Origin of the sequence: Celeribacter sp., from assembly GCF_048270365.1 — a bacterium.
Classification (GTDB): Bacteria; Pseudomonadota; Alphaproteobacteria; order Rhodobacterales; family Rhodobacteraceae; genus Celeribacter.
Window position 1 is genome coordinate 64462 of sequence record NZ_JBLWTA010000003.1, and the last position, 24926, is coordinate 89387.

General features: G+C 59.2%; 24 protein-coding genes. 11 read left to right on the plus strand and 13 right to left on the minus strand.

Features of this window, described 5'->3' with window-relative positions; genetic code table 11:
* Positions 1–2: 2 nt before the first annotated feature.
* Positions 3–3479 carry a transcription-repair coupling factor gene (mfd, locus tag ACN0X0_RS05080; RefSeq protein WP_417278286.1) on the plus strand — a complete coding sequence of 1159 codons (3477 nt, stop codon included), beginning with the start codon at positions 3–5 and terminating at the stop codon, positions 3477–3479.
* Positions 3480–3482: 3 nt separating this feature from the next.
* Here mfd and ACN0X0_RS05085 read toward each other — a convergent pair whose 3' ends face one another.
* Together ACN0X0_RS05085 and ACN0X0_RS05090 are read right to left on the minus strand one after the other, a co-directional pair.
* The gene (locus tag ACN0X0_RS05085; protein WP_417278287.1) at positions 3483–4712 is read right to left on the minus strand and encodes a multidrug effflux MFS transporter; all 1230 of its coding nucleotides are present in this window, start codon (positions 4710–4712) and stop codon (positions 3483–3485) included.
* Positions 4713–4838: 126 nt separating this feature from the next.
* Positions 4839–5477, minus strand: a complete 639-nt coding sequence (locus ACN0X0_RS05090; protein WP_417278288.1) for a DsbA family oxidoreductase — start codon at positions 5475–5477, stop codon at positions 4839–4841.
* Between the two features lie 319 nt (positions 5478–5796).
* On the opposite strand from ACN0X0_RS05090, the gene ACN0X0_RS05095 reads away from it, so the two are divergent.
* From ACN0X0_RS05095 to ACN0X0_RS05105, 3 genes are all read left to right on the plus strand, one after another.
* Entirely contained in the window at positions 5797–6027 is a 231-nt protein-coding gene (locus ACN0X0_RS05095) for a hypothetical protein (RefSeq protein ID WP_417261091.1), read from the plus strand.
* A 190-nt stretch (positions 6028–6217) separates the two neighbouring features.
* Complete coding sequence (locus tag ACN0X0_RS05100) at positions 6218–6847, plus strand: helix-turn-helix domain-containing protein (RefSeq protein WP_417261090.1); 630 nt, start codon at positions 6218–6220, stop codon at positions 6845–6847.
* Positions 6826–7017, plus strand: a complete 192-nt coding sequence (locus tag ACN0X0_RS05105) for a hypothetical protein (protein ID WP_417278289.1) — start codon at positions 6826–6828, stop codon at positions 7015–7017. Before ACN0X0_RS05100 ends, ACN0X0_RS05105 begins: the two co-directional genes overlap by 22 nt.
* On the opposite strand, the gene ACN0X0_RS05110 is transcribed toward ACN0X0_RS05105, so the two are convergent.
* Together ACN0X0_RS05110 and ACN0X0_RS05115 are read right to left on the minus strand one after the other, a co-directional pair.
* Complete coding sequence (locus tag ACN0X0_RS05110; RefSeq protein WP_167600358.1) at positions 7002–7130, minus strand: ECN family pore-forming entericidin; 129 nt, start codon at positions 7128–7130, stop codon at positions 7002–7004. The genes ACN0X0_RS05105 and ACN0X0_RS05110 overlap by 16 nt on opposite strands.
* A 75-nt stretch (positions 7131–7205) precedes the next feature.
* A complete protein-coding gene (locus tag ACN0X0_RS05115) occupies positions 7206–9023 on the minus strand; it encodes an extracellular solute-binding protein (protein ID WP_417278290.1) in 1818 nt (605 codons plus the stop codon).
* A 377-nt stretch (positions 9024–9400) separates the two neighbouring features.
* On the opposite strand from ACN0X0_RS05115, the gene ACN0X0_RS05120 reads away from it, so the two are divergent.
* Positions 9401–10174, plus strand: coding sequence for a 3-hydroxybutyrate dehydrogenase (locus ACN0X0_RS05120; RefSeq protein ID WP_417261087.1), 774 nt, complete (start codon positions 9401–9403; stop codon positions 10172–10174).
* Positions 10174–11229 (plus strand): patatin-like phospholipase family protein, encoded by a 1056-nt coding sequence (locus ACN0X0_RS05125; protein WP_417278291.1) that lies wholly within the window; start codon positions 10174–10176, stop codon positions 11227–11229. Before ACN0X0_RS05120 ends, ACN0X0_RS05125 begins: the two co-directional genes overlap by 1 nt.
* Before the next feature lie 15 nt (positions 11230–11244).
* Here the strand turns inward: ACN0X0_RS05125 and ACN0X0_RS05130 are convergent, their stop codons facing one another.
* The 3 genes from ACN0X0_RS05130 to ACN0X0_RS05140 form a co-directional block, all read right to left on the minus strand.
* Positions 11245–11997, minus strand: coding sequence for a DUF502 domain-containing protein (locus ACN0X0_RS05130; protein ID WP_417278292.1), 753 nt, complete (start codon positions 11995–11997; stop codon positions 11245–11247).
* Positions 11998–12117: 120 nt separating this feature from the next.
* Positions 12118–13029, minus strand: a complete 912-nt coding sequence (locus ACN0X0_RS05135; RefSeq protein ID WP_417278293.1) for a pseudouridine-5'-phosphate glycosidase — start codon at positions 13027–13029, stop codon at positions 12118–12120.
* On the minus strand, positions 13026–13922 hold the full coding sequence (locus tag ACN0X0_RS05140; RefSeq protein WP_417278294.1) for a PfkB family carbohydrate kinase: 897 nt from the start codon (positions 13920–13922) through the stop codon (positions 13026–13028). Before ACN0X0_RS05140 ends, ACN0X0_RS05135 begins: the two co-directional genes overlap by 4 nt.
* Before the next feature lie 264 nt (positions 13923–14186).
* Here ACN0X0_RS05140 and rpsB point away from each other — a divergent pair, with 264 nt between their 5' ends.
* A complete protein-coding gene (gene rpsB / locus ACN0X0_RS05145; protein WP_417261082.1) occupies positions 14187–14960 on the plus strand; it encodes a 30S ribosomal protein S2 in 774 nt (257 codons plus the stop codon).
* A 109-nt stretch (positions 14961–15069) separates the two neighbouring features.
* The gene (tsf, locus tag ACN0X0_RS05150) at positions 15070–15945 is read left to right on the plus strand and encodes a translation elongation factor Ts (protein WP_417278295.1); all 876 of its coding nucleotides are present in this window, start codon (positions 15070–15072) and stop codon (positions 15943–15945) included.
* Between the two features lie 390 nt (positions 15946–16335).
* Here tsf and ACN0X0_RS05155 read toward each other — a convergent pair whose 3' ends face one another.
* Together ACN0X0_RS05155 and ACN0X0_RS05160 are read right to left on the minus strand one after the other, a co-directional pair.
* Complete coding sequence (locus tag ACN0X0_RS05155; RefSeq protein ID WP_417261080.1) at positions 16336–17070, minus strand: helix-turn-helix transcriptional regulator; 735 nt, start codon at positions 17068–17070, stop codon at positions 16336–16338.
* 133 nt (positions 17071–17203) lie between these two features.
* Positions 17204–17638, minus strand: a complete 435-nt coding sequence (locus ACN0X0_RS05160) for an Lrp/AsnC family transcriptional regulator (RefSeq protein ID WP_417278296.1) — start codon at positions 17636–17638, stop codon at positions 17204–17206.
* 137 nt (positions 17639–17775) lie between these two features.
* On the opposite strand from ACN0X0_RS05160, the gene rocF reads away from it, so the two are divergent.
* Both rocF and ACN0X0_RS05170 read left to right on the plus strand, forming a co-directional pair.
* On the plus strand, positions 17776–18705 hold the full coding sequence (rocF, locus tag ACN0X0_RS05165; protein WP_417278297.1) for an arginase: 930 nt from the start codon (positions 17776–17778) through the stop codon (positions 18703–18705).
* Complete coding sequence (locus ACN0X0_RS05170) at positions 18702–19763, plus strand: ornithine cyclodeaminase (protein WP_417278298.1); 1062 nt, start codon at positions 18702–18704, stop codon at positions 19761–19763. Before rocF ends, ACN0X0_RS05170 begins: the two co-directional genes overlap by 4 nt.
* Positions 19764–19811: 48 nt before the next feature.
* On the opposite strand, the gene ACN0X0_RS05175 is transcribed toward ACN0X0_RS05170, so the two are convergent.
* Positions 19812–21266, minus strand: a complete 1455-nt coding sequence (locus ACN0X0_RS05175; protein WP_417278299.1) for an NAD-dependent succinate-semialdehyde dehydrogenase — start codon at positions 21264–21266, stop codon at positions 19812–19814.
* Position 21267: 1 nt separating this feature from the next.
* Positions 21268–22542, minus strand: a complete 1275-nt coding sequence (locus tag ACN0X0_RS05180) for a 4-aminobutyrate--2-oxoglutarate transaminase (protein ID WP_417278300.1) — start codon at positions 22540–22542, stop codon at positions 21268–21270.
* A gap of 144 nt (positions 22543–22686) precedes the next feature.
* On the opposite strand from ACN0X0_RS05180, the gene ACN0X0_RS05185 reads away from it, so the two are divergent.
* A complete protein-coding gene (locus ACN0X0_RS05185) occupies positions 22687–23268 on the plus strand; it encodes a cupin domain-containing protein (RefSeq protein ID WP_417261074.1) in 582 nt (193 codons plus the stop codon).
* A 102-nt stretch (positions 23269–23370) separates the two neighbouring features.
* On the opposite strand, the gene ACN0X0_RS05190 is transcribed toward ACN0X0_RS05185, so the two are convergent.
* Complete coding sequence (locus tag ACN0X0_RS05190) at positions 23371–24180, minus strand: capsular polysaccharide synthesis protein (RefSeq protein ID WP_417278301.1); 810 nt, start codon at positions 24178–24180, stop codon at positions 23371–23373.
* Positions 24177–24899: a hypothetical protein gene (locus ACN0X0_RS05195; protein WP_417278302.1), complete on the minus strand. Its 723-nt coding sequence runs from the start codon at positions 24897–24899 to the stop codon at positions 24177–24179. The genes ACN0X0_RS05190 and ACN0X0_RS05195 overlap by 4 nt, the downstream gene beginning before the upstream one ends.
* Between the last annotated feature and the right edge of the window lie 27 nt (positions 24900–24926).

Genomic DNA, 24926 nt, shown 5'->3' on the forward strand with positions numbered 1-24926 from the left:
CCATGAGCAAATCCACTCATCTGACCGTCGGGGGCGCGCCCGAAGGGTTCGACGCGCATCTTTTGGCGCGCGAGGTCACCCGTGCAAATGGGCCGGTGATCCATGTGGCGCGCGATGACAAACGGTTGGCGGCGCTGCGCGAAGGGTTGAAATTCTTTGCACCCGACCTGCCGGTGATCGAATTTCCCGCCTGGGACTGTTTGCCTTTTGACCGCATGTCGCCCAATGCCGATCTTTCGGCGCAGCGGATGGCGACCCTGGCGGCTCTGGCGCATGGATCGGTGCCCTCGCGGTTTGTTCTTTTGACCACGCTTTCGGCCGCGACGCAAAAGCTGCCCGCGCGCGACACGCTTGCAGGTGCGGCCTTCACGCTCGCGAAAGGCCAGCGCGTCAATGAAGCGGAGCTGCGGGCGTTTTTTGTGCGCATGGGGTTCACACAGGCGCCGACCGTGGTCGAACATGGCGATTATGCGATCCGGGGCGGCATCATCGATGTTTTCCCGCCGGGGCAGGTTCTTCCGGTGCGGTTGGACTTTTTTGGCGACGAGCTGGACGGTATCCGTCGGTTCGATCCGGCCAGTCAGAAGACCGTCGACAGCCTCAAAGAGGTGAGCTTCACGCCGGTCTCCGAGGTCATTCTTGACGAGGCCGCAATCACCCGGTTTCGGCAGAATTACCGCATCGAGTTCGGCGCCGCGGGCACGGACGATCCGCTCTACGAAGCGGTCTCCGCCGGGCGCAAACATGCGGGGATGGAGCATTGGCTGCCCTATTTCCATGAGCGGCTCGAGACCCTGTTCGACTACCTGCCTGAGGCGGTAATTTCCCTTGACGATCAATCGACTGCGGCGCGTCTTTCGCGTTGGGAAGGCATTGAGGATCAATATCAGACCCGGCGCGAGGCGTTGAATGCCAAAGGCCGGATGGACTCGGTCTATAAACCCTGTCCGCCGGGGTTGCTGTATCTGGATGATGCGGCTTGGGAGGCTGCGACCGCTGGCCGTCGCATCCTGCATTTCCATCCGCTGCCACAGGCCACCGGCCCCGGCGTGATCGATGCGGGCGGGCGGATCGGGCGCAATTTCTCGCCCGAACGCCAGATGGAAGGCGTCAATCTTTTCGAGGAACTGGCAGAGCATATTCAGAAACGTCGCACCCTTGGTCAGGTTGTGCTGGCAAGCTGGTCCGAAGGCGCGCGGGATCGTCTGAAATCGCTCTTGGAAGATCAGGATGTCGCGGGCAAGGAAATCGCCGATTGGCGCGATGTGCCCGACGGCACCGGCGGGGTTTATCTCTCGGTGTGGGCGCTGGAACAGGGGTTCGAGGCGCCTGTGGGCGAGGGCCAATCTGTCACGGTGATCTCCGAACAGGACGTGCTGGGCGACCGTTTGGTTCGCCGACCGGGACGGCGCAAAAAGGCCGAGAACTTCCTGACCGAACATAGTTCTCTGAGCCCCGGCGACCTGATCGTCCATGTCGAACATGGCGTGGGCATTTTCCGCGGGCTTGAAGTGGTCACCGCCTTGGGCGCCGCTCATGAGTGCCTTTTGCTCGAATATGCGGGCGGCGACCGGCTTTACCTTCCCGTTGAAAACATTGAGCTTCTAAGCCGTTATGGCCATGACGAAGGGCTTTTGGACAAGCTCGGCGGTGGCGCGTGGCAGGCCAAGAAAGCGCGGATGAAGGAACGCATCCGCGAGGTGGCTGAAAAGCTCATCCGCATCGCCGCCGAGCGCCACCTCCGCAAAGCCCCGATCATGGAGCCGCCCGCCGATATGTGGGAGGCCTTCTGCGCGCGCTTCCCTTATTCGGAGACGGAAGATCAGCTCAAAGCCATCGAGGATTGCCTCGACGATCTGGAACGCGGGATGCCGATGGACCGGCTGATCTGTGGCGACGTGGGCTTTGGCAAAACCGAGGTGGCGATGCGCGCGGCCTTTGTGGCGGCGCTGTCGGGGGCGCAGGTCGCAGTCATTGCGCCGACGACGCTTTTGGCCCGGCAACACTTCCGCAGCTTTGCCGAGAGATTCCGGGGATTCCCCATCAATATCAGACCGATGTCACGCTTTGTTTCCGCGAAGGATATGGCAAAAACCCGCGAGGATCTGGCCGAAGGCACGGTCGATATTGTCGTCGGCACCCATGCTTTGTTGGCGAAATCCGTGAAATTCGCCAATCTCGGCTTGCTCATTGTGGACGAGGAACAACGGTTCGGCGTCGCACACAAAGAGCGCCTTAAGTCCCTGAAATCCAACATTCATGTGCTGACGCTCTCGGCCACACCCATCCCACGGACGCTGCAAATGTCGCTCACCGGGGTGCGGGACCTGTCGATCATTGGCACGCCGCCTGTCGACCGGCTGTCGATCCGCACCTATGTGTCGGAATTCGACACGGTGACGGTGCGTGAGGCCTTGTTGCGCGAACATTATCGCGGAGGGCAGAGCTTTCTCGTTGTGCCCCGCGTCAGTGACATTCCGGACATCGAAGAGTTCCTGAAAGCACAGGTGCCCGAGCTGACCCATGTGGTGGCCCATGGCCAGATGGCGGCGGGCGAGTTGGACGACCGGATGAACGCCTTTTACGATGGCAAATATGACGTGCTTTTGGCGACCACAATTGTCGAGAGCGGCATCGACATTCCCACAGCGAACACCATGGTGGTGCACCGCGCCGATATGTTCGGCCTTGCGCAGCTTTACCAAATCCGGGGCCGGGTGGGCCGCGCCAAGACGCGCGCTTATGCCTATCTGACGACAAAACCACGTGCGCCATTGACGCCTCAGGCCGAAAAACGGCTGCGTGTGCTCGGGTCTCTGGACACCCTCGGGGCTGGATTTACCCTTGCGTCTCAAGACCTTGACATCCGAGGCGCAGGGAACCTGGTGGGCGAGGAGCAGTCCGGTCACGTCAAAGAGGTCGGGTTCGAGCTTTACCAGTCGATGCTTGAAGAAGCGATTGCCCGGATCAAGTCGGGCGAGGAGGCGGTGAGCCTTGAGGACGACGGCCAATGGGCGCCGCAGATCAACCTCGGCGTGCCGGTGCTGATCCCGGAAACCTATGTGCCCGATCTGGATGTGCGCTTGGGGCTTTACCGGCGTCTGTCTGGTCTGAAGACCAAGGTGGAGTTGGAAGGCTTTGCCGCAGAGTTGATCGACCGGTTCGGGAAATTGCCCAAAGAGGTCAACACCTTGCTGCTCGTTGTTCGGATCAAGGAAAAATGCCGCGAGGCGGGCATTGCGCGTCTAGACGGCGGGCCGAAAGGGGCCACGCTCCAGTTCCACAACGACAAATACGCCAACCCGGCGGGGCTTGTGGAATTCATCCACGCGCAAAAGGGTCAGGCGAAGGTCAAGGACAACAAGATCATCATTCGTCGCGACTGGAAGAAAGACAGCGACAAGATCAAAGGCGCCTATGCGATTGCGCAGGACCTCGCGAAATTCGCGAAGGGCGCTGCGCAATCGTCTAAGAAGTAAGAATTATTCCGCAGGTTTCGGAGGTGCCCCATGCGGCGCCGTCGCGCTGTCCTCAAAGCGGAACAGGATGAGCGCCAGCGCCGAACAGATCATGCCCGCCGCCATCACCGGGATCGGCGTGCCATTGAACGCAAGACCCACGGGGGCGGCGATCAGGACGGAGCCCATGGTGAAGACCGCGCCGATCAGCGAGTTGGCAAGGCCTGCGAGACGCCCCAGAGGCACCAAGGCCAAAGCGTTCAGGTTACCGAAGGTGAAGGCGTTGATCGAGAACATCGCCACGGTCCAGAGGAAGAAGACCACAAAGCCGAAGGTGCCGGAGCCGAGCCCGAAAAGGTTCAGTGCCAACGCAATGACGGAGGCGGTCAGCGCAATGCCGTAGCCCAGACGGATCAGGAAGTGCATGCCTTTCTCGCCGACGAGCCGTCCGTTCATGATCGCGCCCACGGCGGAGATCAAAGCGGTCGCGCCGAAGAAATAGGGGAAGACCTCTTCGAGATCGAAGGTGTCCGCATAGATTTGCTGGACCGAGGAGAGGATGGAGAACATCTGGCCGAAGCCCAGCATCAGGATCACGGTGTAGATGCGGACATTGTAATTGCCCACAATTTCTTTGGTGCCGGATTTCAGGTCGGTGAGGTTGAGGTGGCGGCGGTTTTCCGGGGCCAGCGTTTCGCCTTGGCGCAGGCTCATCCATGTGGCGCCGATCAATGCGACCAGAACGAAGGCGACGAAAATGCCGTGCCAGCCAAAGTCCACCATGATCATCGCGCCGATCGACGGCGCCGCAGCGGGCACGACCATGAAAATGGTCATGACGAAAGAGGTGATCTTGGCCATTTCGCGGCCCTCATAGAGGTCGCGCACCATGGCGATCCCGACGGTGCGGGGAAAGGCGCCGCCGACGCCCTGAATGGCGCGGCCGATCAGCATCATCTCCATCGTGTTGGAAAGTCCTGCGATCACGGCGCCGACGATATAGAGGCCGAGACCGAAAAGGATCACCGGTTTACGTCCGAAATGGTCCGAAATCGGACCGGAGATCAACGTGCCGCCGCCCATGCCGAACACGAAAGCGGTGAGCACAAGCTGTGCGCGGTTCGCGTCATCGGGCGACAGATCGGCGGCGATTTGCGGCAGACCGGGCAACATGGCGTCGATGGAAAAGGCCACGGTCGCAAACAGCATGGCAAGCAGGATGGTAAATTCGAGTTGCGGCAGGCGACGCGGCATAGGGGGACTCTTTCAATAGGGAAACGCCCCGGGACCCTATTGGGCATCGGGGCGTTTGAACAGTCTGCGACTTGGCGGGGCGGCTCTGCGGGAATGCACAGATGACGCCCAAGTTGTTTGGATTTTCTAGAGCGCGTTGCGCTCGGTCAGCTCGTCGATCACCTCAAGCCAAAGCTCGGTCGGTTGTGCGCCTTCGACCGCGTGCAGGTTGTCGATGATGAATGTCGGCACAGCCTTGATCCCACGTTCGCGGGCGTGGCTGTCGCGGGCGGCGATCTCTTCGACATCTGCGTCCGTGTCCAGAAGGCGGGCGATGGCATCCGGGTCCATCTCGATCTCGCCGGCGATCTCGGCCAGCACGTCGTGAGACCCGATGTCGCGGCCTTCCTTGAAATAGGCGCGGAAGAGGGCGGAGACGGCGGCGGTCTGGCGCCCGTCGATCCCGGCCCAATGCACGAGGCGATGCGCGTCGAGCGTGTTCGGTGTGCGTTTGATCTTGCCCAGATCGACCTGCGGCATCTCCTTGTGGAGGATGTCGATCACCGGACGATAGGCCTTCATCGCGCCTTCGGTGCCGTGGAATTTCATCTCAAGGTAGGTGAGGCGATCAAGGCCCTCTTTCGGCATCGTCGGGTTGAGTTGGAAGGGATGCCATTGGATCGCGAAGGGATGATCCGGGCGGGCCTCCAAGGCGCGATCGAGGCGGGTTTTGCCGATGTAGCACCAGGGGCAGATCGGGTCGTGGAAAATGTCGAGCGTGATCATCGGGGCCTCGTGAAGGATTTTGAGTTGTGTGGTTTTAGCCGATCCGCGCGGCAGAGGGGAGGGGTGCGAAAAGGAAAATATTCCTTCACCTCACAATTCGCGCCAGATCGGATGTTCTCATTGACCTATATCTTGTGTTTAGGGTGGGTTTGCAACTTTGCAAACTGTGCGAATTCCCGTTTTGTTCATGATTTATTCCTATCTGCGGGCGGCATTTCGGGGCGACAAATGTGACACTTCAGATCGCATGACAGCGCACCGAGAATCATGATTAACTCATTGCAACATATAAGTTTCTCCGGGTATCGAGGGTTCTCTCATGGCAGCGCAGGACACCAATCACTTCACCACATTCCAGGGCCGTTCGCTTCAGGCGACGCTCTCCGCGAAACATCGTCGTTTTCAGGTGCCGGTGGCCACGCTGGTGCTGGGCTTTATCGCCGCTGTTGCGATTGCCGGAGGCGCTCTTGATACGCTGGTCGCGCATCAGGTGACGGGCGGTTTGACGGATGTTGAATTCCTCATCGCACCGCTGCCGGATCTCAAGTGATCCTTTCATATTAGGGCAGGTAAAAAACCTCACGAGCAGTCCCCCCAACTGACCCTGCCCAAAGCGTCTCATCTCATGGCCCATGAAGGTTTGAGTGGGACGTTTAAAGAGCCCCCGAAGATGCGGTAACAGCATCCGGGGGCTTTCTTTTGCCTTTTCCTTTTTCTCTTTGGCGCGCTAAAAGACCGCCATGCAAGACGATCATACACCCAGCCTCATCCGTTTGGCCCGCGAGGGCGTCGAAGGCCTGCCCGAAGAGGCGCGGCCTTTGGATTTGGGGTTGCGGGTGCGAGATCTGCGCAAAGCGCGCGGCTGGACCCTGGAGCAGGCGGCAACGCAGGCGGGGCTCGCGCGTTCGACATTGTCGAAGATCGAAAACGGCCAGATGTCACCCACTTATGACGCGCTCAAAAAGCTCGCCGTGGGGTTGGAGATTTCCGTGCCGCAGCTTTTCACCCCGCCGCAAAAGGCGCAAATTTCGGGCCGGATGGCGGTGACGAAATCGGGCGAGGGCGCGGCCCATCCGACGGCGACATATGAGCACGAAATGCTGGCGGGGGCGCTGACCAAGAAGTCCATGCTGCCGTACCGCGCCACCATTCGGGCGCGCAGTTTCGAGGAATTCGACGGCTGGGTGCGCCACGATGGCGAGGAATTCCTCTACGTGCTCACGGGCGTCATCAAGCTGATCACCGAGTTCTATGAGCCGGTCGAAATGCGCCGCGGCGACAGCGCCTATTACGACGCTTCTATGGGGCACAATGTGATCTCGGTGAGCCCGGAAGATGCGACGATCCTTTGGGTGACATCGCTCAGCTGATCACGCGCGCAGTTGTCTTGACCGTGGTCTTTACCGTCGCTTTCGTCGCTTTGGCACCGACGCGGGCGACCGCACAGCCCGAGAGGCTGGTGATCACGCTGGTGATCACCAGGGCCGCCACGACTGCCGTCCGTGTCCTGCGTAAAATCACCGATCAGAACCAGCCCTGAACCGTGCGCGAGGCGCCTGTGATGTCTTCGCCGACACCTGCGACGGTGCCGCAGGCGGTCAGCGTGGAGGTGAGTGTGAGGGTGAGGAGGAGGGCGACTGCTGCTTTTTTCATGTTCATTCTTCCCATTATCTCAAAAGGGTTATGTTTGCCGGGCTTTGAGGGTCATTCTTCCCACTTTTGTTGGGGTTATTCTTCCCAGTACCACGTCATTTCCCGCCACATGATCCAATCGCCGTACAAAGGCAAGGGCTCAGGGTAATGCAGCTCTTTCACATGTGCGTCAAAGCTTTCGTTCCAGGCGTAAAGCGGGATGGCATAGCGGCCTGCGGTCAACAGACGATCAAGCGCGCGGGTGGCGGCGAGGCTGTCTTCGCGGTCGGTGGCGTCGAGCATCTTGGCGATCATTGCGTCCACCACCGGGTCTTTGACGCCTGCGATGTTGCGCGAGCCGGGTTGATCGGCGGCGGCCTGACCGAAATAGGCATATTGTTCGTTGCCGGGGCTCAGAGAGGTGCCGTAGCGCACCGGCGTCATGCCGAAATCGAAGTTGCCTGTGCGCTGGATATATTGCGGCTTATCAACCACGGAAATCTTCGGCTGAATGCCCAACTGGTTGAGCATCTGCGTGTAGGTGTCGATGATGGATTGGTTTTCATCGTCACCCACCATAAGCAAGATTTCAAAGGTGAAGAGATCACCATCGGCGTTTTTCATCTGGCCATTGTCGATGGTCCAGCCGGCCTCTTCCATCAGCCCAAGCGCGCGGCGCATCGCGCCCCGGTCGATCTCACGGCCCGAGGTTTCGGGCAGGGTGTAGCCCTCCATCACGCCGGGGAGCAGATCGTCCTGATAGGGCTCCAACAGCTCTTTGACGCGACCTTCGGCCGGGCCGGGGCGCATACCCAGAGGCGAGTTCGAGAAGTAAGAGGTGATGCGGGTCTGTTGGTTTTCGGTTTGGGCCTCGTTGATATAGTTAAAGTTGAAGGCCTCGATCATCGCTTGCCGGACGCGCCAATCGGCAAATTGCGGCAGGCGGGTGTTCATCGCGAAACCGGTCATGCCGGTGGGGCGTTGGTGCGGGATCTCGGATTTGATCACGTCGCCACGGGTCACGGCGGGGAAGTCGTATTGATCCTGCCAGCTCTGCACATTGAATTCGCGGTGCGCGTTCAGCTCTCCGGCTTTGAAGGCCTCGATCACCAGCGAAGGATCGGCGAAAAACTCAAACCGGATGGTGTCGAAATTCGCCTGACCCTGCATCACCGGCAGCTCCTTGCCCCAGTAGTCCTGGTTGCGGGTCAGTTCGATGAACATGCCGGGATTGGCGTCGGTCACCGTGTAGGGCGCGGAGGTCACCGGGATCTGGTCCATGCCGGATTTGGTGAACTCCTTGTCGTCCCAATAGGCCTTTTTCAGGATCGGACGGGTGGCGACCAAAAGCGCCAATTCGCGGTTTTCCGTGTTGAAGGTGAATTTGACGGAATTGTCGCCGGTCTGCTCGACGCTGTCGATCTGGCTCCAGAGCAAGCCGTAGCGGTCGTGACCAACGGTGCCCAGCGTCTCAAAAGACCACATCACATCCTCGACCGTGACCGGCGTGCCGTCGGAAAACTTCGCCTCGGGCCGGAGCGTAAACTCGACCCAGGTGCGATCCTCATCCGTCTCGATCGTCTCACACAGCAGACAATAGAGCGAAAAAGGTTCGGAATAGGCCTGAATCATCAGGCTTTCAGCCATCATGTAGCGCAGCTGCCACGGCACATTGCCTTTGTCGATAAAGGGATTGAGGCTATCAAATGTGCCACCTTCGCCGGTGACGATCTTGCCCCCCTTGGGCGCATCTGGGCGGACATAGGGCAGGGCGGTGAAGTCGGCGGGAAGCTCAGGTGCGCCATACATGGCAAGCCCATGCGAGGGCTCCGCCAGCGCCGTGGTGCTGAGCATGGGGATCAGGGCCAATGCGGCTGCGCCGGTCTTGACCAGATGAAGATACTGCTGTGCCATGGGTGCCTTCGCTCGTTTTGTTGTTGTGCACCAAACTATGCCGCCGCGAATGTGTTTTCAAACTTTTAGCTTGGAGTACGGCGTGGAACCGCGTATAAAGAAATCACTGCTCGATAGGTTTCTTGCCTGTATGAAACCTGCCTCAATAACTCAGCGCCCGCCTCGTGCGGGCGTTTTTTTTGGTTCAAAAATGGCTGTATTTCCAAGCGGGCTTGGTCAAAAGCGCCTTTTGAACAGGCAGATAAAAATCTTATCCGTCAGCATCTTCCCGCAAAATTGTCGCCGAATTTACCGATTCTCATACGGTTACGGCGATTCTCCCCTTTGATTTGCAGATGCAGCATCTACAGTCGTGGGCAAAGACATGGGAGAGACAAATGACTGTTCAAGGTAAAACCGCTGTGATCACCGGGTCGAATTCGGGAATCGGGCTAGGCGTGGCGCGCGAATTGGCAAAAGCGGGCGCGGATGTGGTGCTCAATTCCTTCACCGATCGCGACGAAGATCACGCACTGGCCGAAGAGATCGGCAAAGAGTTTGGCGTCACCGCGCGCTACATCAAGGCGGATATGTCGAAGGGCGATGAATGCCGGGCGCTCATTGAGAAGGCCGGAACCTGCGATATTCTCGTCAACAATGCGGGCATTCAGCACGTCGCTGGAATCGATGAATTTCCGACCGCAAAATGGGATGCGATCATCGCGATCAACCTGAGTTCTGCCTTTCACACCACGGCGGCCGCTTTGCCGATGATGCGCGCGGCGGGCTGGGGCCGGGTGATCAACATCGCCTCTGCTCATGGCCTGACCGCCTCGCCCTATAAATCCGCTTACGTGGCGGCGAAACATGGCGTTGTGGGGCTGACCAAGGTGACGGCACTTGAGACCGCCGAGGAACCGATCACCTGCAATGCGATCTGTCCGGGCTATGTTCTGACCCCGCTTGTGGAGGCGCAAATCCCCGATACGATGGAGAAATACGGCATGGACCGCGAAACGGTGATCCGTGAGGTTCTGTTGGATCGTCAGCCGTCGAAACAATTCGCCACGGTCGAGGAACTGGGCGGCACCTGCGTCTTCCTTGCATCCTCGGCGGCCAATCAGATCACCGGCACGACGATTTCGGTCGATGGCGGCTGGACCGCGCTCTGATGGCAAAGAAGGCGCCAAAAACCGTCAAAAAGATCAACCTTGCACTTCAGGGCGGGGGCGCGCATGGCGCCTTCACCTGGGGCGTGTTGGATCGGATGCTTGAGCATGAAGAGGTGGAAATCGCCGCGATTTCCGGCACCTCGGCGGGGGCCTTGAACGGCGCGGCGTTGAAATCCGGTCTCGTGCAGGGCGGGCGTGCGGGCGCCAAGGCGGCGCTCGATCGCGTCTGGGCGCAGATGGGCGCGGTGTCCGACATGCGTTTGAGCGCCTGGATGTCGCAATTCGGCCCCACGACCGAGCTGTTCACCAAGATGATGCAATACACCGTGCCCTTTGCATTCCTGGATTCCATCGCGACGGTGACCAGCCCCTATGTCTACGGCGCATTCTACGAAAACCCTTTGAACGATGTGGTCGAGGAGTTGAATTGCAGTGTTTTGGGCGCCGAAGACGGACCGGCGTTGTTCATTTCCACCACCAATGTGCGCACCGGCAAAATCCGGGTGTTTTCCGGCGATGAGGTTAATACGGATGTGATCCTCGCCTCTGCTTGCCTGCCGGAACTGTTCCAAGCGGTGCAGATCACTGACCCGGTGACCGGGGTGACCGATCCTTACTGGGACGGCGGCTATACCGGCAACCCGGCGCTGTTTCCGCTGTTCGAAAAAGATTTTCCGGCGGATGTGGTGATTGTCAACATCAACCCTCTGGAGCGCCCCGGCACGCCGAAAACACCCGAGGAAATTCAGAACCGGATCAACGAGATTTCGTTTAATTCCTCGCTGTTACGCGAGCTGCGCGCGGTGCAATTCGTGCGCGAATTGATTGCTGCCGAACGCCTGCCACATGGGACGATGAAGGATGTTCTGGTGCATATGATCGCCGATGACACGCTGATGCAGGAGCTGTCGGCGCGCACCAAATTGGTGCCATCGCCTTTGATCCTGTCACGGTTGAAAGCGGCGGGCAGGGCGGCCTGTGACACGTTTCTGGCGGAGCATTTCGACGATCTGGGCGAACGCGCCAGCGTCGATTTGCATGAGATGTTCGCCTGAAAACTTACTGAGAACTTACTGGGGCGTATCTGTGAGTTGCTCAACCGGCGGTTGCGTCGGGTCTTTCGCGTTCGGATAAACCAGCCCGGCAGAGATCACCAGTTTCGCGGCATCCTCGACCGTCATGTCGAGCAGGATCACATCGCTCTCCGGGAAGAACAGCAAAAAGCCCGAGGTCGGGTTCGGTGTGGTGGGCACGAAAACCGACAGGTATTTCTCATCCTCGGGCGTGCGCCGCGCCACTTCGCCCTTGGCTTTGGTGGACACGAACCCGATGGCCCAAATCCCGCGACGGGGATATTCGATCAGACAGGCCTTGTCGAAAGAGGTGCCGGACTGCGAAAACACGGTTTCCGCGATCTGTTTCACGCCATTATAGATCGACCGCACCACGGGCGTCCGGTCCACGAGGTTCTCCGCCCAGCGAATGAGCGAGCGGCCCACGAGGCCCTTGGCGATCCAGCCGACCACCACGGTGAAGATCAGGAAAATCACCACACCCGCACCGCGCAGGTTGATGTGAATCTGCTCGCCCGGCTCCGTGTAGCCAAGGAACCGGTTGATCAGCGCATCCGGGTGGTAGCTCGAGGGTACAAAGGTCAAAACCCAGCCATCGACCCAGCCGATCACGGTCCAGATCACATAGGCGGTCAGCCCGATGGGCGCGACCACGACAAGCCCCGTCAGAAACGCCGCACGCAAATGCGCAAAAAGCCCCGGCTTGCGCGGTTGGGGCGGGTGGGTTTCGTCTTCGAAGGGGTTGTTCATTCTAGGGGACTGACCATGAAAGAGGCGCGATTGAGAGGGAACTTAGGGGGGCATGTGTTAAGACACAATAAGCCGCCGGTCGTTTTTCCGCTCTCAATCGCGATTTGCATGTCTCTTCGGTTATTTGGCGGTCAATTCGGAGGCGATTTGGGCCGCCAGCCGCGCGTTGTTGCGCACCAATGCGATATTGGCGACCAGAGATTTGCCCTCAGTCAGCTCGAACATGCGCTGCAACAGGAAGGGCGTGACCTCTTTCGCGGCAATGCCCTTGTCCTCGGCCTCTTTGAGGGCAGTTTCGACATAGGGCATGATCACCTCGCGCGGAATTTCATCCGCTTCGGGGATCGGGTTGGCCACCAGTTGACCGCCCTTGAGCCCCATCGCGGCGCGCATCTCCATGGCGCGGGCGATCTCACTGGCGCTGTCCATGCGCAACGGCGCGGGAATACCAGACGCGCGCGACCAGAACGCCGGGATGTCGTCCTGACCATAGGCGATCACCGGCACGCCGTGGGTTTCCAGCACTTCGAGCGTCTTCGGAATGTCGAGAATGGCTTTCGGCCCGGCGGCCACGACTGTGACGGCGGTTTCGCCCAGCTCCAAAAGATCGGCGGAGATGTCAAAGGTCTCCTCGGCACCACGATGCACGCCGCCGATGCCGCCGGTGGCAAAGACTTTGATGCCGGCAATCTGAGCGGCAATCATGGTGGCGGCCACGGTGGTCGCACCTGTGGCACCGCGCGCTATACAGACTGGCAAATCGGCACGCGACACTTTCATCACGCCGGTCGCCTGACCAAGGGCCGTAAGCTGCGTCTCAGTGAGGCCGATATGAAGCACGCCGTCGAGCACAGCGATGGTGGCGGGCACGGCGCCTGCGGCCCGGATGTCTTCTTCGACCGTCTGGGCGGTTTCGACATTTTGCGGGTAGGGCATGCCATGGGTGATGATCGTGGACTCGAGCGCCACGACCGGACGGCCCGCCTCCAGCGCGTCGGCGACTTCGGGGGCATACATCATCGGAAGGGTCATAGGGGGGTATCTCCGGAAACATAGTGAGCGGCCGCTTCAAGCGCCGCCGTCAAAGCGTCGGCGGCATCTGCACCGCGCATTTCGGCGGCAATATGCGCCGCCATGAAGGTATCGCCCGCGCCGGTCACACGTGCGACCAGAACTTCGGGCGGGGTTTGGGTCAGGACCTCTCCATTGCAGGCAATCGAGGCACCTTTGCCACCGTTGGTGACCAAGACCCGATGCGCACCACGGTCTTCGACGAGAACCTTCGCAGCCTCGGCTGAAGTCTCGAACTGGGTCTGAGCCAAAAGCCCGGCCTCTTCGAGGTTGACATAAAGCGTTGCGCGCGGGTGATCCAAGAGCGGCAACAGGCGTTCTGCCTTACCCGGCGAGGCAGGGGCCACACGCAAATCGGCCTTGGCAAACAAGGGCGACTGCGCGATCTCTCGCAACAGCTGGGTGGTCAAATTGCCATCAAGCGCCACGGGACCGTCGTAAGGTGCATTCACCGTGCCCAGACGCCCGTCGGCCAGAGGCCGCAGGATTTTATCGCCCGCGCGCTCCAGCGAATGCGCGTCCGCAATGGCAGCGATCAAGCCGTTGGCGCCTTCGACGGCCATATAGCTGTCGGTCGGCAGATCCTCAGAGAGGTAAACGTGCTCCGTGCCGATGCCACGCACTTTCGCGGCTTCGATCAACTCGGCGCCCGCCGGATCGCGTCCGATGGCGGTCAAGAGATCGGGCACCATGCCGAACCGCGCCAGAGCCATGGCAATATTCATCGCCACGCCGCCCGGCACCCGCACAATGCGTCCCGGCACGTCAGAGCCGACACGCATCGAGCGATCCGTGCGCCCGATCACGTCCCAAAGCACCGAGCCGATGCAAAGAATGTCATGTGATTTGTCCATAGGACTATTGCGCCTGTTTTTGACCAAATGGCAAGAGATGCTATGCGGGGGCGACTGGGCTTTGCGTCTCCTTTGCTGTAAAAATACTCAAAGCAACGGTGCAATAGAGGGCAGGGGTTGCCAAGCCCCACATTCCTCTCTATATGCGCGGTCACTTCACAGGCGGAGGCGGGTCCTCGGGGGAGACATCCCTGAAGGATCCACCGGTTGGGGTATATGCCCTGAGACCCTCCGCTCAGGCGTTAAACCGGAAAGGAAACACGAATGGCGCTTCCCGATTTCTCCATTCGTCAGCTCTTGGAAGCTGGCGTCCACTATGGCCACCAAACTCAGCGTTGGAACCCGCGTATGCAGGAGTTCATCTACGGTGAGCGTAACGGCATCCACATTTTCGACCTGACCCAGACCGTCCCGATGCTGGACCAGGCTCTGCAGGTCGTGCGCGACGTCGCTGCCAAAGGCGGCCGCATTCTCTTCGTTGGCACCAAACGTCAGGCCGCTGGCGCGATTGCTGAATCCGCTGAGAAATGTGCACAGTACTACATGAACCACCGTTGGCTCGGCGGCACGCTGACCAACTGGAAAACCGTCTCCCAGTCGATCCAGCGTCTGAACGCCATTGATGAGAGCCTCGCCTCCGGCGCAGAAGGTCTCACCAAGAAAGAGCGTCTGAACATGGAACGCGACCAAGCCAAGCTGCAAGCTTCGCTCGGTGGTATCCGCGAAATGGGCGGTGTGCCGGATCTTCTCTTCGTCATCGACGTGAAAAAAGAAGACCTCGCCATCCTCGAAGCCAAAAAACTGGGCATTCCGGTTGTGGCTGTTGTGGACTCCAACTGCTCCCCGGCGGGCGTGGACTACATCATCCCGGGCAACGACGACGCGTCCCGCGCGATCTCGCTCTACACCGATCTCGTCGCTCGTGCGGCTCTTGACGGCATGACCGCGCAAATGGGCGCAGCCGGCGTGGACATCGGTGCCTTCGAAGAAGCGATCGCTGAAGAAGCCGTCGCAGAAGAAGCTCCGGCCGAGGCCTGATTTTTTCGACCGTGAAGGGGTAAACCCGACGCGGTCGTTACAAAATTGATACGGGGGCAGGGTATCCCGCCCCCGATACTTGTATCCTAGACATTCGAGGAGAGCCGACATGGCAATCACTGCTGCTCAGGTGAAAGAACTGCGCGAATCCACTGGCGCGGGCATGATGGACGCGAAAAAAGCGTTGGTCGAAACCGATGGCGACATGGAAGCCGCCGTTGACTGGCTGCGCACCAAAGGTCTGGCGAAAGCCGCCAAGAAATCCGGCCGTACCGCCGCAGAAGGCCTCGTGGCCGTCGCTGTGAACGGTGGCGTGGGTGTCGCTGTCGAAGTGAACTCCGAAACCGACTTCGTTGCGAAAAACGCCGAATTCCAGACCATGGTGAACGACATCGCCGCCGCCGCTCTGGGCGTGTCCGACGTCGAAGCGCTGAAATCCGCTGACGTGAATGGCAAGCCTGTGTCCGAGCTGATCACCGACAAAATCGCCACCATCGGCGAAAACATGTCCGTGCGTCGCATGGCGAAGATCGAAGCTGAAACCGTTGTGACCTATGTCCACAACGCGGCGGCTGACGGTCTCGGCAAAATCGGCGTGCTCGTTGGCCTCAAAGGCGAGAACGAAGCTTTCGGCAAACAAGTTGCAATGCACATCGCAGCAGCCAACCCACAGGGTCTTGGCGAAGCTGATCTCGACCCGGCTGTGGTTGAGAAAGAAAAGCAGATCCAGATGGACATCGCCCGCGAGTCCGGCAAACCGGAAAACATCATCGAGAACATGATCAAAGGCCGGATGGCGAAATTCATCGCTGAATCCACCCTTCTGGGTCAGGCTTTCGTGGTGAACCCCGATCTGACCGTCGAGAAAGCCGCAGCAGAAGCAGGTGTTGAAATCACCGGTTTCGTGCGTCTCGAAGTTGGCGAAGGCATCGAAAAAGAGACCGAAGATTTCGCTGCTGAAGTCGCGAAAGCGATGCAGGGCTGATCTGTCTCAGGTCTGATGAGTTTGAGAGGGCTGCCTTTGGGCGGCCCTTTTTTGTTGCCTAAGGGCACTGTGTTGAAAGACCGCGCGATCCGGCAAGGGCCAGAGCGCGAAGGTGTGTAAGCTGTTGAAAGAGAAGAATTAAGGGCCGCAAAGTTGACTATAAACCCGCGACCCTCATGAAGTATCGGTAAGCCCAATGACTCTGGCGATCCCGTCACCCCTGTCCCAAAAGGCCAAGCCTCAGAAAGCCGGAACGGGCCCAATGTCTCGTCCTGATCGTATTTGTGCAACTACGCACATCCTTACCTTTGGCTAAAAATTAACCAATGTCAGCTTGGGGTGACGTGAGGTCACCTTGGGCGCGCACTAAGACAGGTCCGCGCGACCAGATCAGAATGTGAAAATCTGATTGTGCATGGCCGCTTTCAGCACGGCCTGGGCGGTGGTTTCCACGCCCAGAGATTCGCGTGCGAGCCGCAGGTGCTTTTCCACAGTGGCCTTGTTCAGCCCCATGATCTGCGCCGTGTCCGCCACGGTCTTTCCGTCGCCGATCCATTCCAACACCTCGCGCTGGCGCTTGGTCAAAATGCGTTTCGGCAAAGGAAGGCTGATCAATTTCAGATGCGCAACACCGCAGATCACTTCAAGCTCACTGCCGTGACGCGCCCAAATCTCATCGGCCTCAGCCTGTGTGCCCACATGCGGTTCGAGAGACAAGCCAATCGCACCCTTGGCGCGTTTCAGTGAGTGTGGAAAGGCGATGGTATAGCCGCTGGTGACGCCAGAGGCCTGATTGAAGGCCACGACTTCGCGCTCCTCTTCGGTGAGGTCCTCGAGATTGTCTCTGATCCAACTCCACGGGCAGGCGCCGGTATTCTCGACGGACCAGCGCACCATGGGACCATGGCGATAGCGGCCTTCGAGGAAATAGCCCTGCATGTAATCCGCGTCGAAATTGGTCAGGAACAAGTGGTCCTTGTCGTCGCCAAAGCCGGACGAGGTGTGAAAGCGGGTGAACCCGTAGAGGGCGTGGTTAAAGCCGACCTCCATCAGGCAGGAGAGCAAATGATCCCAGACCTCCGCAACGGTTGTGGCGGAGAGAATGCCTTGAATTTTATCTTTCAAGTGTGTGTCCCCCATAAGTTGAACGTAAAAAGAACGACCCCGCAACGCAAGATGTCCCGTCGAGTAACCGGGCAGCGCGTTTTTGCATAGCTCAGGAGTCAGCGCCTGTTTTGGCATCTTGGTACGGGGTGTATCACCCCACGACATGGGCCAAAAGCAGACAGCTTTCCGAGTTCACCACCCCCGGAACTTCGCGAATTTCCCGTAAAATTCGATCAAATTGCACCAGACTGTCGGTGCGGATGTCGACCACGAGATCCCATGCGCCATTGGTGGCATAGACGGTGCTGACCCCTGGAATGCGATTGAGCGCACGGATGACCTGCCGTGACATTTTGCCTTGTAACGCGACCAGAGTGATGGCCCGCACCTCGCCTTCGACATCCACATCGGTCTCGATTGTGAAGCGTCTGATTCTGCCGTCGGCCACCAGCGCATCAAGCCGCGCCCGAGCGGTGTTTCGCGACAGCCCCGTGTGCTGCGCCAGCTCGGTGATCGACATGCGGGCATTGTCGCGCAGGGCGGCAAGAATGGCGTGGTCGCTCTGGTTCAGCTCTGTGGGGGCCATGAGGTTTCTATCGCTTTGATCAATCAGATTACCGTTTTGCGCAAAATTAAGATCGAAATGCGCAATTTAAAAGCATGAAAGCCGCTGAAAGCCGTGCATACTCAAGGCAACGCAGATTTTTTCAGGGACTCATCCATATGCGCAAATCCTGCCACATCCTTGGTGCCGCGATTGAGACCGGCGCGTCTCAGCGTGGCTGTCTCATGGGGCCCGCGAGTCTTCGCACCGCGGGGCTCATGGAGGTGCTGATGAGCCTCGGGTGGCAGGTCTCCGATCTTGGCGATGTCCAGATCGCGCCACAGGTCGAGATGCCGCACGCCAATCCGGCGGTGCACAATCTCGCGGAGACACGCGCCTGGATCGAGGCGCTGGAACCCATGGCCTATGAGGCGGCCCGGAAGAGCGATTTGCCGATCTTCATGGGCGGCGATCATTCGATGTCTGCGGGCACCGTGCCCGGTGTCGCGCGCGTCGCCGCCGAAGAGGGCCGTCCGCTTTTTGTCCTCTGGCTCGACGCGCATCCGGATTTGCACACGCTGGCGACGACGGAAAGCGGCAACCTGCATGGAACGCCGGTCGCATATTTCACGGGTCAGGGCGAGTGCGAGGCCTATCCCGCGCTCGCGCAGGCGGTCGATCCGGCACACATCTGTTTCATGGGCATTCGCTCCGTCGACCCGGCGGAACATGCGCGGATCAAGGATCAGAACATGGAGGTCCATGACATGCGCGCGCTCGATGAAACCGGCGTTCTGGCACCGCTACGGGCGTTTTTGGAGCGGGTGAAGGCCGCCAACGGGCGTTTGCATGTCAGTTTCGATGTCGATTTTCTCGATCCCGGCATTGCACCCGCCGTGGGCACCACCGTGCCGGGCGGGGCCACGTTTCGAGAGGCGCATCTGATCATGGAAACACTCTGTGACAGCGGGCTGGTTGGCTCGCTCGATCTTGTGGAACTCAATCCCTTTCTCGATGAACGCGGCCGCACGGCGAAGCTTTTGTGCGACCTGACGGCCAGCCTCTTTGGCCGCCGCGTGCTCGACCGTATGACCCGGAGTTTCGGATGATGGACCTTTCCCCGCTAGCCCCCTCGAAATTGGCTTTTGTGCCCTTCGTATCCGTTCACAACATGATGCGGCTGGTGAATACCATGGGGGCAGAAGCCTTCATGACCGAACTCGCGGGCTACATCGAAGAGGATTTCAAACGCTGGCCGGAGTTCGACAAAACGCCGCGCGTCGCCTCGCATTCCCATGAGGGTGTGATTGAGCTGATGCCGACCGCGGATGCGGAGCTCTACGGATTCAAATATGTGAACGGCCATCCGAAGAATATGAAAGAGGGGTTTCAGACGGTCACCGCCTTTGGCGTTTTGTCATCCGTTTCAAATGGCTATCCGGTGTTGTTGACAGAGATGACGGTGTTGACCGCGCTCCGCACGGCGGCGACCTCGGCGCTCGTGGGAAAATACCTCGCGCCGAAAGGGGCGGAAGTCATGGCGATGATCGGCAATGGCGCGCAATGTGAGTTTCAGGCGCTGGCGTTCCGGGCGCTTTGCGGCATCAACACTTTGCGCCTCTATGACATTGACCCGGCGGCGACCGCGAAGGCCAAGCGCAACTTGGAGGCGCAAGGCTTTGACATCACTACCTGTTCTTCGGCGCAAGAGGTCGTGGAGGGCGCGCAGATCGTCACCACCTGCACCGCTGACAAGCAATATGCCACGATCCTGACCGACAACATGATCGGCCGCGGCCAGCACATCAACGCCATCGGCGGCGATTGCCCGGGCAAGACGGAGCTGCACAAGGACATTCTTCTGCGCTCTGACATTTTCGTCGAATACCCGGAACAAACCCGCATCGAAGGCGAGATTCAACAACTCGTCGAAGACCATCCGGTCACCGAGCTTTGGCAGGTGATGCGTGGCGAGGTGCCGGGGCGGCGGGACGCGGCGCAGATCACGCTGTTCGACAGCGTCGGGTTCGCGATCGAGGATTTCTCAGCCCTGCGCTTTGTGCATGACAAGGTGGCTGGGACCGACTTCTGCGAGCCGCTCGATATGCTGGCCGACCCGGACGATCCGCGCGATCTTTTCGGTATGGTGGAGCGGGCCAAAGGATAAAAAAGCCTCCCGAAACGGGAGGCTTTTCCATGATTTCCGTGAAAAAGATCAGTTCAATCCGCCGAAGCAGAGGTTCTTGATCTCGAGATAGTCGTCGCAGCCGTATTTCGACCCTTCGCGGCCCATGCCGGACTGTTTGACGCCGCCAAAGGGCGCCATTTCCGTCGAGATCGCGCCGGTGTTGATGCCGACCATGCCGGTTTCCAAGGCTTCGCCCACACGCCAGGCGCGTTTCAAATCGTTGGTGTAAAAATAGGACGCAAGACCGAATTCCGTGGCATTGGCAAACTCCAGCGCCTCGTCTTCGGTGTCGAATTTCACCAGCGGTGCCAGAGGGCCAAAGGTTTCTTCCGTGGCGACTTTCATCTTTTGCGTCACGCCCTTGAGCACGGTCGGCTCAAAGAAGGTCTGCCCGAGGTTCGAGCGCGTGCCGCCGACAACCACTTCGGCGCCTTTCTCGACCGCATCCTTGATGTGATCCTCGACCTTGGCCACGGCGGCTGCGTTGATCAGCGGGCCGGTGTTGACGCCCTCGGCAAAGCCGTCGCCCAGTTTGAGCGATCCCAAGGCGATGGCGAGTTTTTCGGAGAAGGCCTCATAGACGCCCGCTTGCACGTAAATCCGGTTGGCGCAGACACAGGTCTGGCCGTTGTTGCGGAATTTGGCGAGCATGGCGCCCTCGACAGCGGCGTCCAGATCGGCGTCGTCAAAGACGATGAACGGCGCGTTGCCGCCCAGTTCCATCGACATTTTCTTGACCGTCTCGGCGCCTTGCGACAGCAGGATTTTGCCCACGCGGGTCGAGCCGGTAAAGGTGATCTTGGCCACTTTCGGGTTGCCGCACATCTCGACGCCCATGCCAGCGGCATCGAGCCCCGTGAGCACATTGAACACACCCGCCGGAATGCCCGCGCGTTCGGCCAGAACCGCCAGCGCCAGCGCGGACAAGGGCGTAAACTCGGAGGGCCGCGCCACCATGGAACAGCCAACGGCAAGGGCAGGGGCCATCTTACGCGCCAGCATCGCGTTGGGGAAGTTCCACGGCGTGATCGCGCCGACAACCCCCACGGCTTGCTTGACGATCACCATGCGCTTGTCGTTTTGCGGACCGGGGATCATATCGCCGTAGACGCGCTTGGCCTCTTCCGCGAACCATTCGATGTAGGACGCGCCATAGAGGATTTCACCGCGCGCCTCGGCCCAGGGTTTGCCCATTTCAGCAGTCAGGATGGTCGCCAGATCATCGGCATTTTCCACCATGAGATCAAAGAGTTTGCGCAGGGTGTTCGCGCGGGTTTTCACATCCGCGCGCGCCCAGGCCCGTTGCGCCACATAGGCCGCATCAATCGCCATGGCGACATCTTCGGCAGAGAGATCGGCGACATGGGCGATCACCTCGCCCGTGGCCGGATTCTCCACCGGAAATGTCTTTTTCCCCTCAACCCAAACGCCATTCACATAGGCGCGTGTTTCCATCAGGCTGGGATCGTTCAAAGCCCGCATATCAGCTCTCCCGCGCGGCATTCACCGCATCTTTCAGAATGTCCATCGCCTCATCGAACACCGGCTCATTGATGGTCAGAGGCGCGAGGAACCGGATCACATTGCCATAGACGCCGCAAGTCAAAAGCACGAGACCGCGCTTGAGCGCTTCGACACGGATTTTGCCGGTCAGCTCGGCGTTGGGTTTGCCGTCCGTGGTCATGAACTCGGCGGCGACCATGAAACCGGGGCCGCGAATGTCGGCGAGCTCCGGCGTGGTCGATTGAATATCGCTCAGCACGGCTTTGAGTTTGTTTCCAAATTCCTCGGCGCGGCCACAGAGGTCTTCCTCTTCGATCACGTCCAGAACGGCATTGCCCGCAGCAATCCCCAGAGGGTTGCCGCCATAAGTGCCGCCAAGACCGCCCGGGGCCGCCGCATCCATGATCTCGGCTTTGCCGGTGACCGCAGAGATCGGCAGACCGCCACCCAAACCTTTGGCCATGGTGGTGATGTCAGCGGCCACGTCGTAATGCTCCATGGCAAACAGTTTGCCGGTGCGGCCAAAGCCGGTTTGCACCTCATCGGCGATCATCACCATGCCGTGGGCGTCGCAGAGCGCGCGCAGACGGGTGACGAACTCGGCGGGTGCCGGGTAGAAACCGCCTTCGCCTTGCACGGGTTCGAAAATCACGGCTGCGACGCGGGCCGGGTCAACGTCGGCTTTGAACAGCGCCTCAATGGCGGCAAAGCTGTCGTCGACGGAGACGCCATGCAGCGCGCAGGGGTAGGGGACGTGGAACACATCGGGCATCATGGCGCCGAAACCGACCTTGTAAGGCACGACCTTGCCGGTCAGGGACATGCCCATGAAGGTGCGGCCATGAAAGCCGCCGCCAAAGGCTATTACCGCCGGACGTCCAGTATGGGCGCGTGCGCATTTTACAGCGTTTTCAACAGCTTCTGCGCCAGTTGTGACAAAGACGGTTTTCTTGTCAAAGGCGCCCGGAACCTTGGCGTTCAGCCGTTCGGCGAGCTTAACATAGGGCGCGTAGGGCAAAACCTGGTGGCAGGTGTGGGTGAAACCGTCGAGCTGGGCTTTGACAGCAGCCATGACTTTCGGGTGACGGTGGCCGGTGTTGACCACGGCGATGCCTGCGGCGAAGTCGATCAGGCGATTGCCGTCTTCGTCCCAAACTTCGGCATTTTCGGCGCGGGTGATGAAGTGGTCGGTCATGACGCCGACGCCACGGGCCATGGCGTCTACGCGGCGAGCGGCGAGATCTGCGTTTGTCATTTTTCTATCCTGTTGTGCTGAAGTGCGAGAGTGCAGGTCGTGATTGAGGTGACGCTACGCGGTTTCCCGATCTTTAAAAACTCTGTTTCTTATTCTTTGTAATGCATTATAATTATGTAAAAATTATTTAGGGTTTGGTGAATAATGAACGGATCAAACACTCCGAAGGATGACTTCGATGATTTGGCTCTGGGTCAAAGGCTGCGCGCTGTGCGGGAACGCGCCGGGCATTCCCAGCGCGCTTTGGCCAAGAAAGTCGGCATTCCGAACTCGACGATTTCTCTCATTGAATCCGGCAAGATGAACCCATCCGTCGGCGCGCTTCACAAAATTCTCGCGGGCGTTCCGATCAGCCTGTCGGAGTTCTTCGCCTTCGAGCCGGTGACCGAACAGCAGGTGTTCTACGCCGCCGAGGAGCTCACAGAGATCGGCAAAGGCAAGCTGTCGTTGAAACAGGTCGGCAAGTCGCTCTTTGGGCGGGCTTTGATGATGCTGCGTGAGCGCTATGAGATCGGTGCCGACACGGGGCGCGTGATGTATGGTCACGAAGGCGAAGAAGCCGGGATCGTGATTTCCGGGCGCATCGAGGTCACTGTGGGCGAGCAACGCAAGATCCTTGGTCCAGGAGACGCGTATTATTTCGAGAGCCGCACACCGCATCGCTTTCGTCAGATCGGTCCGGTTCCCAGTGAGGTGGTCAGCGCCTCAACGCCGCCGAGCTTTTAAATGTGTGTTAAAACAGATATTTACTTGTGTCTTTTGCAGTTCTGCCAGTCATTTATTATACATAATACCAATTATCGGATATTTAAAATACCTCGACACAGCTTAGATACCGCGTTCTGACAGCCCTCTTTCGATTTGTGTGAGGACTTTGTCGTAAAGCTCCGCGTTCTTCTTCCATCGGATTTTATGGACCGGAGCTGCGTTGAGCAACGCGTTCAGCGTCGGATCGTCTAACTGTCCCTGCTGGGCCTCAACCACCGGCCGCAGTCGCAATGCCTCTGTGGCTGGACGGTTCAGGACACGCGCCCAAAGTGCTGCCAATTCCGGTTGGGTTTGGATCAGCCATGCAAAGTGATAATGCATGATGAAATACGGGTAGTATTTTGTTTTTCTGGCAATTTCAGGGCTTGCGAAAGATGCCGGATCGCGCCGGATGCGTCGGCGGTTTTTAAAGCGCACCCAGTATGGCGCCTCTCTGGCGACGGTGCGATCGGTCCTGAAATAGCTGACATAGGCCTCGCGCCACGCCGCCATCAATGGATGTCCCACCTCCGAGGCCAGAAACCAGTTCGATAATATCCGACCCTCACCGGGATTCCGGAAGGCAAAGAACGCCTCTTGGTCAAGCGCCTGCGGCAACCAGTCCGCCAAAGGCTCCGACGGGATCAGGGAAACATCGCGCCACACACCGCCACGGTCGGCCAAAAGGACTGCGCGCACGATGTTCGCTCGGACCTGCATGGTGAGTTTGCCGGGCTCAATGCCTTCGGCAAAGAGCAACTCATCGGCCTCTTCGCCCCCGATCACATGCGCAACGTGGTCCGGGTTCAAACGACACCAGATTTCATGAATGCGTTTCACGAAATCAGGAGCGTTCTCAAACCCTTGATACCACATGGAATATATCGTCATGGACTGCTCGCTTTCCGTGTTTCGTCCCCTGTGTCCTCGAGGACCCCAAGATGCAAGCGCATTTCCAACTTCTGACACAGGCGATAAAGCTCATATTCTTCGGGCAGCTGCGCGGCCAGAATGTCACGCCCTTCGGGGGTAAGCGGCGTGCGGAAGTTTGCGGAGGAATGGCTGCGGGCGGTTTTCGTTTGTTTGAAGGCTGGCAAACGGTAGGCTTTGGCCACTTCCTCAAGATGCGAGGACAGGTTTGACGTGTTCAGACACATGACGATCCGGTGCGACGCGGTGGAAAGGCGCTCAGCGCTGCCGAAATAATGCACGTAGCCACGATAGAAATGCCGCACAGCTTTGAGTGCGAGAGCCGCCTGCTCTGCCCGTTGCGGATCGCGTCCGTCAAAGGCTCTGGCAAAGGCGTCGAAGGTCTCGAATGTGGAAAAACACCGGACTTCCGCCTCGCGCCACGGGATGTAACGCGTTGGCTGGCTACAATTGCGGCGACTGTCGAAAGCGGAATGCAGCCGCGCGACGGGATCGCGGAACACAAATCCAAATCGGGTCTCGGGGCCGAATTGCGCATCGATCTCGTCCAGCGTGTAGTCATGGCTAAGGCGCCGGAGACGCAACTTGCGCAGCACGGGGTTTTGCGTGCGGATCATATCATTGAGCCACGTGCCCCCGGTCTTGGGGATATGCAACAAAAGGGGGCGTTTGGAAGGCAAGAAAAGTGTCATTTCAACTGTGTTTGT

What these genes read in the sequence shown, in the direction of transcription:
- ACN0X0_RS05160 (WP_417278296.1), bottom strand. Translation starts at nt 17,638, where the DNA reads ATGGCCCCCACAGAGCTGAACCAGAGCGACCACGCCATTCTTGCCGCC.
- mfd (WP_417278286.1), top strand. Translation starts at nt 3, where the DNA reads ATGAGCAAATCCACTCATCTGACCGTCGGGGGCGCGCCCGAAGGGTTC.
- ACN0X0_RS05175 (WP_417278299.1), bottom strand. Translation starts at nt 21,266, where the DNA reads ATGCGGGCTTTGAACGATCCCAGCCTGATGGAAACACGCGCCTATGTG.
- ACN0X0_RS05120 (WP_417261087.1), top strand. Translation starts at nt 9,401, where the DNA reads ATGACTGTTCAAGGTAAAACCGCTGTGATCACCGGGTCGAATTCGGGA.
- rocF (WP_417278297.1), top strand. Translation starts at nt 17,776, where the DNA reads ATGCGCAAATCCTGCCACATCCTTGGTGCCGCGATTGAGACCGGCGCG.
- ACN0X0_RS05130 (WP_417278292.1), bottom strand. Translation starts at nt 11,997, where the DNA reads ATGAACAACCCCTTCGAAGACGAAACCCACCCGCCCCAACCGCGCAAG.
- ACN0X0_RS05190 (WP_417278301.1), bottom strand. Translation starts at nt 24,180, where the DNA reads ATGACGATATATTCCATGTGGTATCAAGGGTTTGAGAACGCTCCTGAT.
- rpsB (WP_417261082.1), top strand. Translation starts at nt 14,187, where the DNA reads ATGGCGCTTCCCGATTTCTCCATTCGTCAGCTCTTGGAAGCTGGCGTC.
- ACN0X0_RS05180 (WP_417278300.1), bottom strand. Translation starts at nt 22,542, where the DNA reads ATGACAAACGCAGATCTCGCCGCTCGCCGCGTAGACGCCATGGCCCGT.
- ACN0X0_RS05140 (WP_417278294.1), bottom strand. Translation starts at nt 13,922, where the DNA reads ATGGACAAATCACATGACATTCTTTGCATCGGCTCGGTGCTTTGGGAC.
- ACN0X0_RS05100 (WP_417261090.1), top strand. Translation starts at nt 6,218, where the DNA reads ATGCAAGACGATCATACACCCAGCCTCATCCGTTTGGCCCGCGAGGGC.
- ACN0X0_RS05115 (WP_417278290.1), bottom strand. Translation starts at nt 9,023, where the DNA reads ATGGCACAGCAGTATCTTCATCTGGTCAAGACCGGCGCAGCCGCATTG.
- ACN0X0_RS05085 (WP_417278287.1), bottom strand. Translation starts at nt 4,712, where the DNA reads ATGCCGCGTCGCCTGCCGCAACTCGAATTTACCATCCTGCTTGCCATG.
- ACN0X0_RS05095 (WP_417261091.1), top strand. Translation starts at nt 5,797, where the DNA reads ATGGCAGCGCAGGACACCAATCACTTCACCACATTCCAGGGCCGTTCG.
- ACN0X0_RS05110 (WP_167600358.1), bottom strand. Translation starts at nt 7,130, where the DNA reads ATGAAAAAAGCAGCAGTCGCCCTCCTCCTCACCCTCACACTCACCTCC.
- ACN0X0_RS05135 (WP_417278293.1), bottom strand. Translation starts at nt 13,029, where the DNA reads ATGACCCTTCCGATGATGTATGCCCCCGAAGTCGCCGACGCGCTGGAG.
- tsf (WP_417278295.1), top strand. Translation starts at nt 15,070, where the DNA reads ATGGCAATCACTGCTGCTCAGGTGAAAGAACTGCGCGAATCCACTGGC.
- ACN0X0_RS05090 (WP_417278288.1), bottom strand. Translation starts at nt 5,477, where the DNA reads ATGATCACGCTCGACATTTTCCACGACCCGATCTGCCCCTGGTGCTAC.
- ACN0X0_RS05125 (WP_417278291.1), top strand. Translation starts at nt 10,174, where the DNA reads ATGGCAAAGAAGGCGCCAAAAACCGTCAAAAAGATCAACCTTGCACTT.
- ACN0X0_RS05185 (WP_417261074.1), top strand. Translation starts at nt 22,687, where the DNA reads ATGAACGGATCAAACACTCCGAAGGATGACTTCGATGATTTGGCTCTG.
- ACN0X0_RS05170 (WP_417278298.1), top strand. Translation starts at nt 18,702, where the DNA reads ATGATGGACCTTTCCCCGCTAGCCCCCTCGAAATTGGCTTTTGTGCCC.